Source organism: Ruegeria sp. AD11(2025) (assembly GCF_056542405.1).
In genome coordinates, this window is the sequence record NZ_JBQFZU010000008.1 from 104367 (window position 1) to 118906 (window position 14540).

Annotated in this window: 16 protein-coding genes; 9 read left to right on the forward strand and 7 right to left on the reverse strand. The window is 61.1% G+C overall.

Going from position 1 to position 14540, the window contains the following annotated elements; translation table 11 throughout:
- Window positions 1–57: 57 nt before the first annotated feature.
- From ACR1XY_RS10195 to ACR1XY_RS10210, 4 genes are all read right to left on the reverse strand, one after another.
- Window positions 58–1029: a sterol desaturase family protein gene (locus tag ACR1XY_RS10195; protein ID WP_480592786.1), complete on the reverse strand. Its 972-nt coding sequence runs from the start codon at window positions 1027–1029 to the stop codon at window positions 58–60.
- On the reverse strand, window positions 1026–1412 hold the full coding sequence (locus ACR1XY_RS10200; RefSeq protein ID WP_480592788.1) for a hypothetical protein: 387 nt from the start codon (window positions 1410–1412) through the stop codon (window positions 1026–1028). Before ACR1XY_RS10200 ends, ACR1XY_RS10195 begins: the two co-directional genes overlap by 4 nt.
- A gap of 59 nt (window positions 1413–1471) precedes the next feature.
- The gene (locus tag ACR1XY_RS10205; RefSeq protein WP_480592790.1) at window positions 1472–1801 is read right to left on the reverse strand and encodes a hypothetical protein; all 330 of its coding nucleotides are present in this window, start codon (window positions 1799–1801) and stop codon (window positions 1472–1474) included.
- 92 nt (window positions 1802–1893) lie between these two features.
- Window positions 1894–2460: a TlpA disulfide reductase family protein gene (locus tag ACR1XY_RS10210; RefSeq protein WP_480592792.1), complete on the reverse strand. Its 567-nt coding sequence runs from the start codon at window positions 2458–2460 to the stop codon at window positions 1894–1896.
- Between the two features lie 21 nt (window positions 2461–2481).
- On the opposite strand from ACR1XY_RS10210, the gene argH reads away from it, so the two are divergent.
- The 5 genes from argH (at window position 2482) to ACR1XY_RS10235 (ending at window position 8198) form a co-directional block, all read left to right on the forward strand.
- Complete coding sequence (argH, locus tag ACR1XY_RS10215; RefSeq protein ID WP_480592794.1) at window positions 2482–3870, forward strand: argininosuccinate lyase; 1389 nt, start codon at window positions 2482–2484, stop codon at window positions 3868–3870.
- On the forward strand, window positions 3867–4052 hold the full coding sequence (locus tag ACR1XY_RS10220; protein WP_480592795.1) for an argininosuccinate lyase: 186 nt from the start codon (window positions 3867–3869) through the stop codon (window positions 4050–4052). Before argH ends, ACR1XY_RS10220 begins: the two co-directional genes overlap by 4 nt.
- 91 nt (window positions 4053–4143) lie before the next feature.
- Window positions 4144–4293: a hypothetical protein gene (locus tag ACR1XY_RS10225; protein WP_480592797.1), complete on the forward strand. Its 150-nt coding sequence runs from the start codon at window positions 4144–4146 to the stop codon at window positions 4291–4293.
- A 65-nt stretch (window positions 4294–4358) separates the two neighbouring features.
- Window positions 4359–5624 (forward strand): diaminopimelate decarboxylase, encoded by a 1266-nt coding sequence (gene lysA, locus ACR1XY_RS10230; protein ID WP_480592799.1) that lies wholly within the window; start codon window positions 4359–4361, stop codon window positions 5622–5624.
- Between the two features lie 36 nt (window positions 5625–5660).
- A complete protein-coding gene (locus ACR1XY_RS10235) occupies window positions 5661–8198 on the forward strand; it encodes a TIGR02302 family protein (RefSeq protein ID WP_480592801.1) in 2538 nt (845 codons plus the stop codon).
- An 18-nt stretch (window positions 8199–8216) separates the two neighbouring features.
- Here ACR1XY_RS10235 and ACR1XY_RS10240 read toward each other — a convergent pair whose 3' ends face one another.
- Window positions 8217–9008, reverse strand: coding sequence for a zinc-ribbon domain-containing protein (locus ACR1XY_RS10240; RefSeq protein WP_480592803.1), 792 nt, complete (start codon window positions 9006–9008; stop codon window positions 8217–8219).
- 183 nt (window positions 9009–9191) lie between these two features.
- Between ACR1XY_RS10240 and ACR1XY_RS10245 the strand changes: the two genes are divergently transcribed.
- From ACR1XY_RS10245 to ACR1XY_RS10260, 4 genes are read left to right on the forward strand one after another with little or no spacing between them, the layout of a single operon-like run.
- Window positions 9192–9869: a cell division ATP-binding protein FtsE gene (locus ACR1XY_RS10245; protein ID WP_480592805.1), complete on the forward strand. Its 678-nt coding sequence runs from the start codon at window positions 9192–9194 to the stop codon at window positions 9867–9869.
- Window positions 9866–10765, forward strand: coding sequence for a cell division protein FtsX (locus ACR1XY_RS10250; RefSeq protein ID WP_480592807.1), 900 nt, complete (start codon window positions 9866–9868; stop codon window positions 10763–10765). Before ACR1XY_RS10245 ends, ACR1XY_RS10250 begins: the two co-directional genes overlap by 4 nt.
- Complete coding sequence (locus ACR1XY_RS10255) at window positions 10765–11505, forward strand: lysophospholipid acyltransferase family protein (protein ID WP_480592809.1); 741 nt, start codon at window positions 10765–10767, stop codon at window positions 11503–11505. The genes ACR1XY_RS10250 and ACR1XY_RS10255 overlap by 1 nt, the downstream gene beginning before the upstream one ends.
- On the forward strand, window positions 11492–12097 hold the full coding sequence (locus tag ACR1XY_RS10260; protein WP_480592810.1) for a pyridoxamine 5'-phosphate oxidase family protein: 606 nt from the start codon (window positions 11492–11494) through the stop codon (window positions 12095–12097). The genes ACR1XY_RS10255 and ACR1XY_RS10260 overlap by 14 nt, the downstream gene beginning before the upstream one ends.
- Window position 12098: 1 nt before the next feature.
- On the opposite strand, the gene ACR1XY_RS10265 is transcribed toward ACR1XY_RS10260, so the two are convergent.
- On the reverse strand, window positions 12099–12947 hold the full coding sequence (locus ACR1XY_RS10265) for a TerB family tellurite resistance protein (RefSeq protein WP_480592812.1): 849 nt from the start codon (window positions 12945–12947) through the stop codon (window positions 12099–12101).
- Between the two features lie 160 nt (window positions 12948–13107).
- The gene (gene lpdA / locus ACR1XY_RS10270; RefSeq protein WP_480592813.1) at window positions 13108–14496 is read right to left on the reverse strand and encodes a dihydrolipoyl dehydrogenase; all 1389 of its coding nucleotides are present in this window, start codon (window positions 14494–14496) and stop codon (window positions 13108–13110) included.
- Window positions 14497–14540 lie beyond the last annotated feature (44 nt).

Sequence of the window (14540 nt, forward strand, 5' to 3'; positions counted from 1 at the left end):
CTGAATATGGAATGTGATTTCCCGCTTTCAAGGCAAGGGGGCACCGGGTCGGCGAATTTAAGCCTGTTTTGCCCGCGTATTGAGCGCTTTGGCCTCGAAATGCTCGAAACCGGGCGTGCCGCGATCTTCCGGGTGCCGGGCAAGGTGCTTGGCTTTGATCTGCTCTGAACTGTCGCGGCTGCCATCGTGGCTATAACCCGGCGGTGCAAAGCAATAGGCCAGACGCTCGCGCAGGGTCAGCCCCGATTGGGTCGCGTCGCGCCAGATGCTGACCCATTCGTGGAAGGCCACGCGCAGGGGGTTGAATGTGCCGATATTGTGGACCAGCCCGTAATCGACACGGTCGTGCGTCTGTTCGGGCACGAAGGTGCCGAACATCTTGTCCCAGATGATGAACACACCTGCATAGTTGCAATCCAGATAGCGCGCATTGCGGCCATGATGCGCACGGTGGTGGCTGGGAGTGTTCATTACCGCCTCGAACCAGCGGGGCATCTTGCCGATGGCTTCGGTGTGAATCCAGAATTGGTAGATAAGGTTCAAGCCGCCGCAGAACAGGACCATTGCCGGGTGGAAGCCCAGCAGGATCAGGGGCGCGCGCACGACCATCATGAAGGTGAACGTATAGGTCCATGTCTGCCGCAATGCGGTGGTCAGGTTGTAGTGTTGCGAGCTGTGGTGGTTTACGTGGCTGGCCCAAACCCAGCGGATGCGGTGGCCAAAACGATGCACCCAGTAGTACCGCAGGTCGTCCAGCACAAAGCACAGGATAATCACCGGGATCGAGGTTCCCAGGTTCAGCGGCGTGATTTGCCACAACCACATAAAAAACCCATAGGCGATGAACCCCAGCAAAAAGCCCGAGGCGATGTTGCCCGCCCCCATCACCAGCGAGGTCACCGCATCCCGTGTTTCGTACCGACCGCCTTTGCCCTTGATGGCGATCCACAGGAACTCGGCCAGTATGGCGGCGATGAAAAACGGCACCGCCCATTGCACGGCGTCGGGGAAAGTAACTTGGTCGGTCATGCGGGGTCCATCAGATGCTCCCAGTGGGGGCGTTCGAATTCGTCAAGGTGGATGATCACTTTGGGCGTGCCGAATTCGTGGAACTGGATCTCGAACCCGTCGGGGTGATCCAGCCAGTCAAAATCCAGCAGATGACGCGCCACGGTATCGGCGCCGAAGGACCACAGCAGCCCGTTGCCGGTCTCGGTCCGGATCAGGGCCGCGTGTTTGTCATGTGCAAGGGTGATGTCGATGATCACATCGTCAGGCGCATGGCGCAGCCATTCCGAGCGCGCGGTCTCGGGCGTCAGTTCGCGCACCCGCGACCGTCCGGCCAAATGCAGCAGCACCGTCACACCGACGATGCCTCCGACAACCAGAACCAGCAGTATTTCAAGCGGCATTCCATCCTCCCGCCCGCAGAGTGCAGAGCGGTCAGGATGCTGTCAAAGGTTGCGTGGCGTCAGCCTGCCTCGAGCGTGTCGAGGATTTCGTGCTGCACGACACGCTTAACAAAGGGCACCAGACCGTCGGGGCCGGATGCCCGATCCTTGAGATGAATGCAGATATCCGGTCTGCGTGCAGCGATAATGCCCACCATCTCGCCGCGTATCTTGTCATCCAGCCCGGCGCCCATAATGGCGCAGACAATCCGGGGCTCGGCATCCAGTTGCCGCCGGACCTCATCCTGATCATGCGCACCCAGCCATTGGATCGGCATGTGATCCAATTGCCGCGCCACGTCGCCGATGACATTTGGCAAGCGACCTATCAACAGTACTACGGGTTTCATTGTCGCCTCCCTTCCAAAAGGTAACAAACGAAAAAACCGGCCCACCGGGGCCGGTTTCAGTCTAGCACAGATTAGTGGGAATGGCGTATTCCTTAGCTTTCAGCGCCCACCAGCGTTGAAATAATCGCTTTTGCGCTGTCCGAATTCCATTCCGCATCGCCGATCAACCGGGCGATCTCATTGCCGTCGGGATCGAGGATCACCGTGATCGGCAGGGCGATCACGCCAAACTCCCGCGCCACGGCCGAACCTGTGTCCTGATGGCGTGGCAGGTTTTCGATGCCATTCTCTTCGAAAAACTTCTTGATGCCCGCGGGTGAGTTGCGCCCGGTGGCCAGCGTCAGGACCTCGAATTTGTCGCCGCCGAACTCTGCCTGCAACTCGGCGATCTGCGGCATTTCCTTGCGGCACGGCGCGCACCATGTGGCCCAGAAGTTCAGCAGAACGTATTTGCCCTTGTAATCCTCAAGCGTTGCGGTGCCGCCGTCATCTTCAAGCTGGAATTCGACCAGCTCGTGGGGTTTGGGTTCCTTATGCAGGATCAGCCGTTTCAGCGTACCGTCGCGCAGCGGGCCCAGAGTTTCCGCATCCGTGGCCAATGCCGCGTTTGCACCCAGCGCAAGGGCCATATAAAGGGGGATCAGACGAAATAGGCGCATATCAACTCCGGGTTTTCTTACATGACCGATCAATCCTCGAACCAGATGTGGGGCGGCCGCTTTGCCGCCGGTCCAGACGCGATCATGGAGGCGATTAACGCCTCGATCGGGTTCGATCAGCGGATGGCAGCCCAGGACATTGCAGGCTCGCGTGCCCATGCCGCTATGCTGGCGGCGACAGGCGTTATAACTGATAGTGATGCGCAGGCTATTCGGGAAGGGCTGCTCACCGTTTTGTCAGAAATTCAGAACGGAGAATTTCAGTTCTCGACCGCGCTGGAAGACATCCACATGAACGTCGAAGCACGTCTGAAAGAGGTTATCGGAGAGCCCGCAGGCCGTTTGCACACGGGTCGGTCGCGGAATGACCAGGTTGCGACCGATTTCAAACTGTGGGTGCGTGACCAACTGGACGCGGCCGAAACCGGCCTGCTGGCCCTGATCCGCGCGCTTTTGGCGCAGGCCGAAGCAGGCGCCGATTGGGTCATGCCGGGCTTTACCCATCTGCAAACCGCGCAGCCGGTGACATGGGGCCATCACATGATGGCCTATGTCGAGATGTTCGGTCGCGACCTGAGCCGCGTCCGCGATGCACGCGCCCGGATGAACGAATCCCCTTTGGGCGCTGCTGCGCTGGCCGGGACATCCTTCCCCATAGACCGCCACATGACGGCCGAGTCGTTGGGGTTCGACCGCCCCGCCGCCAACTCGCTGGACGCCGTCAGTGATCGCGATTTCGCGCTGGAGTTCCTGTCGACCGCTTCGATCTGCGCAGTGCACCTGTCGCGCTTTGCTGAGGAGCTGGTGATCTGGTCCTCGGCCCAGTTCCGGTTTGTGACCCTGTCGGATCGGTTTTCGACCGGCTCGTCAATCATGCCGCAGAAAAAGAACCCTGACGCGGCGGAGCTGATCCGCGCCAAGGTCGGGCGCATCTTTGGAGCCAACACCGCGCTGATGATGGTGATGAAAGGCCTGCCGCTGGCCTATTCCAAAGACATGCAGGAAGACAAGGAACAGGTTTTTGATGCTGCCGACAACTGGATGCTGGCGCTGGCCGCGATGGAGGGCATGGTCAAGGACATGACCGCCAACCGTGACAGCCTGGCCGCCGCGGCGGGCTCGGGTTTCTCGACTGCCACCGATCTGGCCGACTGGCTGGTGCGGGTGCCGGGTCTGCCGTTCCGCGACGCGCACCACGTCACCGGATCGCTGGTGGCCATGGCCGAGAGCAAGGGTTGCGACTTGCCTGATCTGACGCTGGAGGACATGCAGTCAGTCCATGCGGATATCACCGACGACGTCTTTTCTGTCCTTACCGTCCAAAATTCGGTAAACTCGCGTCAGTCCTATGGTGGCACCGCACCGGATCAGGTGCGTGCCCAGGTCAAGCGGTGGAAGGCGCTGTTATGATGCATATTCTACGTGTTGTCTTGCTGATTGCGGCCGGGTTTGCACTGGCCGCCTGCGGTGCCGATGGTGAGCCGATTCAACCCACTATGAGCGCTAATGTAGGCGTTGGCAGCAGCGGCACCCATGTCGGTGGCGGTGTTGGCCTGCGACGCGGTGGGTTGGGCGTTTATCTGGGCATTTAATCCTCTGCGTCAGTTGCTTTTAATTTGCGTGACACCCATGTTTGCCGATGAGTTTGGCCTGGTGCCGAAATTCCTGGACTAAGATGACAATATGAAATTTTTCGGTCTGATCCTGTCCCTCGCCGTTCTTGCGGCCTGCGATCCCTCGTACACCCCCCGTCCCGAGCCCGAGGCGAATTCGGGACGCTCCGGCGTTTCGGTCTCGGGCTACGCGCGGGTTGGTGTGTCGACAACCAACTGATGCAATGATCCCGCGCGAGTCGAATCCATTGATCCGACGGGCGGTTTTGGTCTAAGCGCGCAGTCATGGATCACTTTCTCTACCGCGACGGCGCGCTTTACGCCGAGGATGTCCCGATCTCCGAAATCGCAGCCGCGGTCGGAACCCCCTTCTATGTCTACTCGACCGCGACGCTGCTGCGGCATTTCCAGCTGTTCGATGATGCGCTGGAGAGCACCGAGCACCTTGTCTGCTATGCGATGAAAGCCGCCAGCAACCAGGCGATCCTGAAGACGCTGGCGCAGGCGGGCGCGGGTATGGATGTGGTATCGGGCGGGGAATACCTGCGCGCCAAGGCGGCGGGTGTTCCGGGTGATAAAATTGTGTTCTCGGGCGTTGGCAAAACAGTGGATGAGATCCGCACGGCACTGACCGGCGGTATCCGTCAGTTTAACGTAGAGTCCGAGCCCGAGATGGAGGTGATCAACGCCGTTGCGTTGGAGCTGGGCGTTGTTGCGCCGATCACCGTTCGGGTAAACCCGGACGTGGACGCCAAGACTCACGCCAAGATCGCCACAGGCAAGTCGGAAAACAAGTTCGGCATCCCGATTGCCCGCGCGTCCGAGGTTTATGCCCATGCCGCCACCCTTTCGGGTTTGGAGGTGATCGGCATCGATGTCCATATCGGCTCGCAACTGACCGAGCTGGAGCCGTTCGAGCTGGCCTATACCAAGGTTGCCGAGCTGACCGAACAACTGCGCGCCGAGGGCCACAACATTCGCCGCCTTGATCTGGGCGGGGGGCTGGGCATTCCCTACACCCGTGCCAATGAAGCGCCGCCGCTGCCGGTGGAATATGGCGTGCTGATCAAGAAAACACTGGGCCATCTGGGTTGTGAGATCGAGATTGAGCCCGGCCGTCTGATCGCAGGCAATGCGGGTCTGATGGTCAGCAAGGTGATCTATGTAAAATCCGGCGAAGGCCGCGATTTCCTGATCCTCGACGGTGCCATGAATGACCTGATCCGTCCCGCGATGTACGAGGCGCATCACGATATAGTCGCTGTTCAGGAGCCCGAACCGGGCGTCGAGCAACAGCCCTATGACATCGTCGGCCCGGTCTGCGAAACCGGTGACACCTTCGCCAAACAGCGCAACATGCCACCGCTTGCGCCCGGTGACCTGGTCGCCTTCCGCAGTGCCGGGGCTTATGGCGCCGTGATGGCAAGCGAATACAACACCCGGCCCCTGATCCCCGAGGTTCTGGTGCATGGGGATCAATTTGCAGTTATTCGTGAACGGCCAAGCTTTGACGAAATCATAAACCGCGATACCATACCCTCGTGGCTTTGACGCGATGACCGCGCGGGCCCGTTCAGGAGGCCCGCCTTGACCGCAAGACCGAACCTGCCGATCCCGAGACTGTCCCTGTGGCTGACGCACGCAGGGATGCTGGCCGAGCAGGTTTTGCGCGCGTTTTGGCCGTTTTTCACGATTTGCATGGCGGTTTTGGCGGCTTTGATGCTTGGGCTGCAGGATCTTGTGGGCGTGGAAATCGTTTGGATTGTCGGTGCATTGGCCCTGTTGGGGCTGCTTGCTGCGTTAGTCCTGGGCGCAAGGCGATTCCATGTGCCATCACAGGCCGAAGCGCTGATGCGGCTGGATGCCGCTCTGCCGGGACGTCCGATTCAGGCACTGATGGATGATCAGGCCATCGGGGCGACGGATTTGGATTCAGTGGCGCTTTGGCACGCGCATCAGACGCGGATGGCGCAACGGGCAGCGCAGGCCGAGCCGGTCAAACCAGACCTGCGGCTGGCCGACCGCGATCCTTATGCATTGCGGTATTCTGCCTTGTTGGCGCTGGTGATCGCGGGTCTTTTTGGGTCGTTTTGGCGCATCGGTTCGGTGGCTGAGATGGCGCCGGGCGCGGCGATTGCCGGGCAGGGGCCAAGTTGGGAAGGGTGGGTCGAGCCGCCACGCTATACCGGCCTTCCGACGCTCTATCTGGCCGACCAGACCGATCCGACGCTGTCGATCCCGCAGGGCAGCCGCATCACCTTGCGATTTTACGGAGAAGTTGGCGCGCATAGCCTGACGGAAACAACCACGCCCTTGGGTACTCAGGACGCTGCCGAGCCAGAGCAGGAATTTGTGGCCGAACGCTCAGGTCAGCTAAAGATCGCAGGGCCGTCCGGGCGTGACTGGGCACTGGATGTGGTTCAGGATATCGCGCCCAGCATTGGTGTCGCGGACGTGGCCGAGGCCGAGGCGGGCGGACAGATGAAGCTGCCCTTTGCTGCCAGTGACGATTATGGCGTGGTGTCCGGCAGCGCAACGATCAGGCTGGATCTTGCTGCAGTGGATCGCCGCTATGGCCTCACCACATCACCCGAGGCGCGCGAGGCGATCGAGGTGGAACTGCCGATGCCGATCACCGGTGATAGGGCTGATTTCACCGAGGACCTGATCGAGGATTTCTCACAGCACCCCTGGGCGCATTTGCCGGTGACAATCACCCTGACGGCACGCGATGCAGCGGATCAGGATAGTCAGTCCGAACCCTATAGGACCAAATTGCCCGCGCGGCGGTTCTTTGATCCGCTGGCAGCAGCGGTGATCGAACAGCGCCGCGATCTGCTGTGGTCGCGGGACAACGCGCCGCGGGTTGCCCAACTGCTGCGGGCGGTTTCGCATCTGCCCGAGGGGCTCTTTCGCTCGGACACCGCTTATCTGCGTTTGCGTGTCACCCTGCGGCGGCTGGAGGCATTTACCAGATACGATCTGAAGCCCAAGCAGCAGGAAGAGATCGCGCAGGCCTTGTGGGATCTGGCGGTAATCATTGAAGAGGGCACGCTTGCCGATGCGCTGGAGCGGATGCGCCGGGCGCAGGAACGCTTGTCCGAGGCGATGAAGAACGGCGCCTCGGATGAGGAGATCGCAGAACTGATGCAAGAGCTGCGCGAAGCGACGCAGGATTACATGCGCCAGTTGCAGCGTCTGGCGCAGGAAAACGGAGAGTTCGACGAAAACCAGCAAGGCCAGAACGGCGAAACCCTGCAGATGACGCAGGATGATCTGCAGCGGATGATGGACCGCATTCAGGAACTGATGGAACAGGGCCGCATGGCCGAGGCGCAACAGGCGCTGGAAGAGTTCCAGCAGATGATGGAAAACATGCGCGTCACCCAAGGTCAGGGTCAGGGCCAGCAATCCGAAGGCCAGCAGGCCATGGAGGGGTTGGCTGAGACATTACGTGAACAGCAGGGGCTGAGCGATCAGGCCTTCCGCGATCTGCAGGAACAGTTCAACCCCGGTGCGCAGGCCGGTGAAAGCGAAGGCAACGAAGGCCGCAGCGGTGGTCAGGGCCGGGGGCAGAGCCATGAAGGCCAGGGCGGTCGCGGCTCGGATCAACAGGGCGGTAGCCAACAGGGTGAGGGATCGCTGGCCGATCGCCAGCAGGCCTTGCGGGATGAACTGGGCCGTCAACAACAAAGCCTGCCCGGCGCGGGAACGCCCGAGGGCGAGGCTGCACGTGATGCGCTGGGCCGCGCTGGCCGCGCCATGGATGAGGCCGAAGAGGCCCTGCGCAGCGACGATCTGGCAGAGGCCATTGACCGCCAGTCCGAGGCGATGGAAGCCCTGCGCGAAGGGATGCGGTCGCTGGGCGAGGCTTTGGCCCAGAACCAGCAGAACCAACCCGGCCAAGGCTCGCAGGAGGGCGATATGCAGGCCAACAACCGCGATCCTTTGGGCCGCAACCCGGGTACGAACGGATCGATCTCGACCGATGACAACATGCTGCAGGGCGAAGATGTCTATCGCCGCGCCCGCGAATTATTGGACGAAATCCGCCGCCGTACCGGCGAAACGGACCGTCCTCAGATCGAGTTGGAATACCTTAAGCGGCTGCTGGAGCGTTTCTGACGCTGTCCTGCAACCGGATCAGTTCTGTGCCGTACCCGAGGTCTGCATCTCAAGCCACAGCCGTGCCTGATCCACCATCGTCACATAGGGTTCAAGGATGGGATCGGCCTGCGGAACGGCCTGGCTGATTTTCTGCGCATTGCCATAGATCAGGATCAGCACAATTCCGACAATCAGGATCGCTGCAAAACCGCGCATGAACCCACCGGATTTGCGCTGAGCGGTGTCCTCTGTCCCCGCGGTGTCATCGCTTCGCAGGCTGGAATTGATCGCCTCGACATCCGGCAGCGCGTCCTTCTGCCCCGCATCTTCCGCGGTCTCGGTGGCCGTCAACTCCTTGACGGCGCGTTCCGTCTCGGGTTCGGGCTCGGGAGGGGCGTCCAGTGCCAGATCGGGTTGGGTCTCTAGGCTGCCGCCTTCCTGAGCGCGCAGATCAGCCTCGCGGGCTGCTTCTTCCTTGAGGATACTGGCTACCGCAGGATCGATATTCCCGTTCGCCGCAGGTTTTTCAGGTTCCGGCGCAGCCTCGGGTTCCGGCACGGGTTCGGGCTTGGGCGCCACTTTTACCTCGGTGGCAGATGCAGCCGCTTCCTCTGCTGGCGCTGGCTCTTGCTCTGCTGGTGCTGGCTCTGCCTCGGCAGGTGTCTCCTCGACTACAGACTCGACCGCCACAGGGGCGGGCAGGTCCGGGTACTTGGCCTGAAACCAGGTGTTCTCGCAATTCGAGCATTGCACGTCGCGGCCTTCTTCAGGAATGACCTCGTCTGGCACCTCGTACTGGGCGCTGCAATTCGGACACGTAAGACGCATACTGCCTCCTGGTCGGAACCTCGACCTGATAATAGTTTTTTCAGGGATGTTATTCCGTTAAGACACGACCGCAAAGGGTGTTTTCGGTTTCGCGGCACAAGTGTCACCAATTCGACCCGGTGCAGGCATTGAAACCACAACCGCGCTCGGGCAAGAAGGGCGGCAACTAGAATGGGGGCCCCTGTGATCGAGCTGGAAAATGTCAGCTACACCTATGGTGGAGGCGAACTGCTGAGCGACGTGTCGCTGCAGCTGCAACCAGGGTCGTTTCACTTTTTGACCGGCCCGTCGGGCGCGGGAAAGACCACGTTGCTCAAGCTGTGCTATGGCGCGTTGCTGCCCACATCCGGGCGGCTGAGCGCGTTGGAGCAGGATGTCGCCCGGCTGGATCGGGACCAGATGGCCCTATTGCGACGTCGGATCGGTGTCGTGCATCAGGACTGCCGGTTTCTGGATCACATGACGGTGGCAGAGAATGTGGCCTTGCCATTGATGGTATCCGGGCAGGCCGAGACCGCGAAGCGAGAAGACCTGAGCGAATTGCTGTCTTGGGTCGGTCTGGGCACCCGGCTGGATGCGCACCCGCCGGAGCTGTCAGGGGGTGAACGTCAGCGCGCCGCGCTGGCCCGTGCGGTGATCCTGTCGCCGGATGTGGTGCTGGCGGATGAACCCACCGGCAACGTGGACTGGGAGATGTCGCAACGCCTGCTGCGCCTGCTGGTCGAGCTGAACAAGATGGGCAAGACCGTGCTGATTGCCACCCATGACCTGAGCCTGATCCGAGCCGCCAAAAGTCAGGTGCAGGCGCGTGTGCTGCGGATCTCGCAACGTCAGGTCCAGCTTGCGGGGGCAGATCTATGAGCAAGGGGATGATTCGAAACCTGTTGCAACGGGACGCGCGTGCCGACCGGGTCGTGCCGCCCACCGGCTATACCGCGCATCTAACTCTGTTCGTGTCGGGCGCGATGGCGTTTCTGGCGGTGTTTGCGCTGGCGCTGTCGCTGGCCTCGGGGCGACTGGCGGATCGCTGGGCGAGTGAACTGGCCGGGGCCGCGACCCTGCGCATCAACGCCCCAGCCGACCAACTGGCGGCCCAGACCGAGGCCGCCCTGACTGTGCTGAGCCAGACACCTGGTGTTGCTTCGGCCCGGGCGCTGACGACCGAGGAGCAGGCCGCTCTGCTATCGCCATGGTTCGGCCCCGACCTGCCGCTGGACGCCTTGCCGATACCGCAACTGATCGAAATCATCGAAGGAGAGCCCGGTCTGGATGCAACCGGCCTGCGTCTGCGATTGGGGGCCGAAGTGCCGGGCGCCGTACTGGACGACCACACCCGCTGGCGCGAACCGCTGGTGGATGCGGCGATGTCGCTGCGGCGGCTGGGCTGGGTCTCGATCCTGCTGATCGGTGGGGCGACGGCCGCGATGATCACGCTGGCGGCAAATGCGTCGCTGGCGGCCAACGCCCAGATCATCGAGGTGCTGCGCCTGGTCGGTGCCCGCGACCGTTTCATTGCCCGCGCCTTTGTCCGGCGCTTTACCTACCGCGCGTTTTTTGGCGCGGTTGTGGGCGTCATTCTGGGCATGACCGGCGTGCTGCTGCTGCCCGAAGCCTCGGATGAGGGCGGTTTTCTGACCGGTCTGGGCTTTCAGGGCGCAGGCTGGATACTGCCGGCACTGATCCCGGTATTAGGTGCCACTGTCGCCTTTATGGCCACCTGGACTGCCGCCAGCCGTAAATTGAAGGAGCTTTCGTGATGGCCACAGCGTTTCAATGGATCCGTTCGCTGATCTTCATGATCGTGATCTACACTTGGATGCTGATCCTGGGCGTTGTCTTCGCCCCTTATGCTCTGTTTGCCAAAAGTGGTGCGCTGCGGGCCTGCAAGACCTATGCCCGCACAACCATGTGGCTGGCCCGCTGGATGGTCGGCATCCGCACCGAGGTCCGCGGGGCCGTGCCCAAGGGTGAGGTCGTGGTAGGCGCCAAGCATCAGTCCTTTCTCGACATCATCATAATTTTCGACGCGGTGCCCCACGGCAAGTTCATCATGAAAAGGGAACTGCTCTGGACACCGATCATCGGCATGTATGCCCGGCGCCTTGGCTGTATCCCGGTCGATCGCGGCAAGAAGGGTGCGGCCGTGGCCAAGATGGTCAAGGACGTGTCCAAGGAATTCAACGAACCCGGCCAGTTGGTCATCTACCCGCAGGGCACCCGCGTCGCGCCGGGGGTGCATCGTCCCTACAAGGTGGGCACGGCGGTTCTGTACGAAGGCCTGGGGTTTCCCTGCGTTCCAGTGGCAACCAACGCCGGCGTTTTCTGGCCGCGCACGGGCGTTCTGCGCAAACCCGGGCTGGCGATTGTCGATTTTCTCGATCCGATTGAACCAGGCGTTGGCCGCAAGGATTTCCTGCAACGGCTGGAAGACGTGATCGAAACGCGCTCTGATGCATTGATGAAAGAAGTGGGGTTTGACCCGGATGGAGTTCATTGAAGATATCGAAACGCTCGAAGGGCTGTACGGTACGCCCGCAGCGCCCTCACTGCGCAAGGTGGCGCATAGCCTGACGCCGCTGTACCGCAAGTGGATCATGGCCTCGCGGCTGTGCATTCTCAGTACGGTTGGCCCTGAAGGCACCGATGGCAGCCCGCGCGGGGACGATGGCCCGGTGGTGTTGGAACTTGGTCCAAAAACGCTGGCCCTGCCGGACTGGCGCGGCAACAACCGTCTGGATTCCCTGCGCAATATCGTGCGTGACCCGCGTGTGGCGCTGATGTTCCTGGTGCCTGGGTCGAACAATGTGGTTCGGGTAAACGGACAGGCGCGGTTAACGGCGGACGTGACCTTGCGCGCTCACTTCGAGAAGAACGGTAAGCAACCCGCGACCGTCGTAGTCATCGAAATCACCGAGATCTACACCCAATGCGCCCGCGCAATGATGCGGGCGCGGACATGGAACGCGGGCGACGAAAGTGCCGACCTCCCCACCATGGGAGAGATTCTGGCTGAGGTGAGCGAAGGGGAAGAAGGCGGCGCGCGTTACGATTCCGAGTGGGGGGCACGCGCCGCAAAGACCATGTGGTAAATCAGGCCGGGTTGGCGTTCGCGGCCTGAAACATCGTCATGAATTCGTCCACATTGATCCCCAGCCCGCGCGCCAGTTTCTGGACGAAAAGGGCCTCATCCTCATCCATATTGCCGTCTGCGGCTGCGATCATCAGCGTGGCCTGCAGTACCATGCGTTTCTGATCCGAGGTCAACCCGGTGCCAAAAGCGGCGAATTGTGCCTCGGTCGGTTTGGCCTCGGCCATATCGAATATGCGGCGGATGCGGGCCTCGTCAAAGGTTTCGCCGGTCATCTGCTTGGCAATATCGGCCATCAACGCAATCTCAGACGGGTCCAGCGTGCCATCCGCCTTTGCGGCGTGGCACATCGCATCCATCGCCCGCAAGGCCGCCGGATGTACATCGCCCATCTGTGCATGCCTCTGCGCCGTGCGCTTGGTTTGGCGAGCGGATTTCGCTACCGCTAAAAGCAAGAACACTGCAATGGCACCCAAACCCCAAAACCCCGAGATCATGTCGGCGATTGACATCGAGGGTTGATCCGGCAGGTCCGCAGGGTAAGTCCCCACCACTTTGCCCATCGCCAACTGTTCGGCGTTGACCGAGTAGTAACTGTCGCTGTCGCATTTGTTCGGGGCCATGACATAGCCGATCGAACTGCGCCACACGCCCGCGAACATGATGTGAGTCTTTTTGGTCAAATGGCACAGGGCCAGCTGTTGACCAGAATTGTCCGTGACATCGGTTTCAGCAACAAGGCTCATCTGTTCGGCCGTGCCCCAGACGCCGCCGCCGCGGGCCGCGTGCGCGTTCTGACCAGAGAACATGGTGAATAACAGCGCCACCGCGCAAAGAAGTGCAAACCGCATTTCCGCCTCGATAAATGTTTCGTTTCAATCAGTTCTGCCGGTTCTTCCCGGCAATCACAATCGAGTGATCAACCTATACGGTAGCAAAAGTAAGGTGGCGCAGCGGCAAGAAAAAGGCGGGCTTCTTGGCTCGCCTTTAAGGAGTTCTATCGTAAATCTATCAGCTGTGGATCGGACCATCGCCACAGGCCAGTGCGGCCTCACGCACCGCTTCCGAATAGGTCGGGTGGGCGTGGCAGGTGAGGGCCAAATCCTCGGCCGAGGCACCGAATTCCATCGCGACGCAAACCTCGTGAATCAGGTCACCCGCGGCCGGACCGATGATGTGGCAACCCAGAATGCGATCGGTTTCCTTGTCGGCCAGAATCTTGACGAAGCCATCGGCGGCAAAGTTCGCCTTGGCGCGGCCATTGCCCATGAACATGAACTTGCCGACCTTGTAGGCGCGGCCCGCGGCCTTGAGCGTCTCTTCGGTTTCGCCCACGTTCGCCACTTCGGGCCAAGTGTAGATCACGCCCGGGATGACGCCATAATTGACATGACCATGCTTGCCCGCGACTTGCTCGGCGGCAGCCATACCTTCATCCTCGGCCTTATGTGCCAGCATCGGGCCTTCGGTCACGTCGCCGATGGCATAGATGCCCGGAACGTTGGTCTGCCAGTCTGCACCAACTTTGATCTGACCGTGCGGGGTCATCTCAACGCCCAGAGCCTCAAGCCCAAGACCGTCCGAGAACGGCTTGCGCCCGGTCGCGACCAGAACGGTGTCGGCGTCGATCACGTGCTCGCTGTCATCCTTGCGCAGCTTGTAGGTAACCTTGGCCTTGGTCTTGGTGGCTTCGGTTTTTTGCACCGCTGCTCCCATCACGAATTTCAGACCCTGCTTCTTGAGGATGCGCTGGAAGGTCTTCTGCACCTCAGGGTCCATGCCCGGAGTGACTACGTCGAGGAACTCGATCACGGTGACCTCGGCCCCCAGACGCTGATAGACGGACCCCAGCTCCAGACCGATAACACCCGCGCCGATCACGACCATCTTTTTCGGGATCTTGCCCAGTGACAACGCACCAGTCGAGGTCACGACGACCTTTTCATCGACCTCAACGCCCGGCAGCGAGGCCGGCTCGGACCCGGACGCGATGATGATGTTCCTGGCCGAGTGGACCTCATCGCCCACCTTCACCTGACCGGCCGCTGGGATCGATCCCCAACCCTTGAGCCAGTCGATCTTGTTCTTCTTGAACAGGAACTCGATGCCCTTGGTGTTGCCCTCGATGGTTTCTTCCTTGTATGCCTGCATCTGTTTCCAGTCGACCGAGGGGCTTTTGCCCTTCAGGCCCATCTTGGCAAAGTTATGCTCGGCCTCATGTAATTGATGAGAGGCGTGCAGCAGAGCCTTGGACGGGATACAGCCCACGTTCAGACAGGTCCCGCCCAGGGTTTCACGCCCTTCGACAACGGCGGTTTTCAGACCCAGCTGGGCGCAGCGGATGGCGCAGACATAGCCGCCGGGGCCGGCGCCGATTACGATGACGTCATAGTTTGCCATTATACTCTCCTAAGTCGACCGGATGGACCGGTGGCTGCATGATC

Excerpts from the sequence above, each read along its gene's own strand:
- ACR1XY_RS10195 (WP_480592786.1), bottom strand. The coding sequence starts at position 1,029 with ATGACCGACCAAGTTACTTTCCCCGACGCCGTGCAATGGGCGGTGCCG.
- ACR1XY_RS10200 (WP_480592788.1), bottom strand. The coding sequence starts at position 1,412 with ATGCCGCTTGAAATACTGCTGGTTCTGGTTGTCGGAGGCATCGTCGGT.
- ACR1XY_RS10205 (WP_480592790.1), bottom strand. The coding sequence starts at position 1,801 with ATGAAACCCGTAGTACTGTTGATAGGTCGCTTGCCAAATGTCATCGGC.
- ACR1XY_RS10210 (WP_480592792.1), bottom strand. The coding sequence starts at position 2,460 with ATGCGCCTATTTCGTCTGATCCCCCTTTATATGGCCCTTGCGCTGGGT.
- argH (WP_480592794.1), top strand. The coding sequence starts at position 2,482 with ATGACCGATCAATCCTCGAACCAGATGTGGGGCGGCCGCTTTGCCGCC.
- ACR1XY_RS10220 (WP_480592795.1), top strand. The coding sequence starts at position 3,867 with ATGATGCATATTCTACGTGTTGTCTTGCTGATTGCGGCCGGGTTTGCA.
- ACR1XY_RS10225 (WP_480592797.1), top strand. The coding sequence starts at position 4,144 with ATGAAATTTTTCGGTCTGATCCTGTCCCTCGCCGTTCTTGCGGCCTGC.
- lysA (WP_480592799.1), top strand. The coding sequence starts at position 4,359 with ATGGATCACTTTCTCTACCGCGACGGCGCGCTTTACGCCGAGGATGTC.
- ACR1XY_RS10240 (WP_480592803.1), bottom strand. The coding sequence starts at position 9,008 with ATGCGTCTTACGTGTCCGAATTGCAGCGCCCAGTACGAGGTGCCAGAC.
- ACR1XY_RS10250 (WP_480592807.1), top strand. The coding sequence starts at position 9,866 with ATGAGCAAGGGGATGATTCGAAACCTGTTGCAACGGGACGCGCGTGCC.
- ACR1XY_RS10255 (WP_480592809.1), top strand. The coding sequence starts at position 10,765 with ATGGCCACAGCGTTTCAATGGATCCGTTCGCTGATCTTCATGATCGTG.
- ACR1XY_RS10260 (WP_480592810.1), top strand. The coding sequence starts at position 11,492 with ATGGAGTTCATTGAAGATATCGAAACGCTCGAAGGGCTGTACGGTACG.
- ACR1XY_RS10265 (WP_480592812.1), bottom strand. The coding sequence starts at position 12,947 with ATGCGGTTTGCACTTCTTTGCGCGGTGGCGCTGTTATTCACCATGTTC.
- lpdA (WP_480592813.1), bottom strand. The coding sequence starts at position 14,496 with ATGGCAAACTATGACGTCATCGTAATCGGCGCCGGCCCCGGCGGCTAT.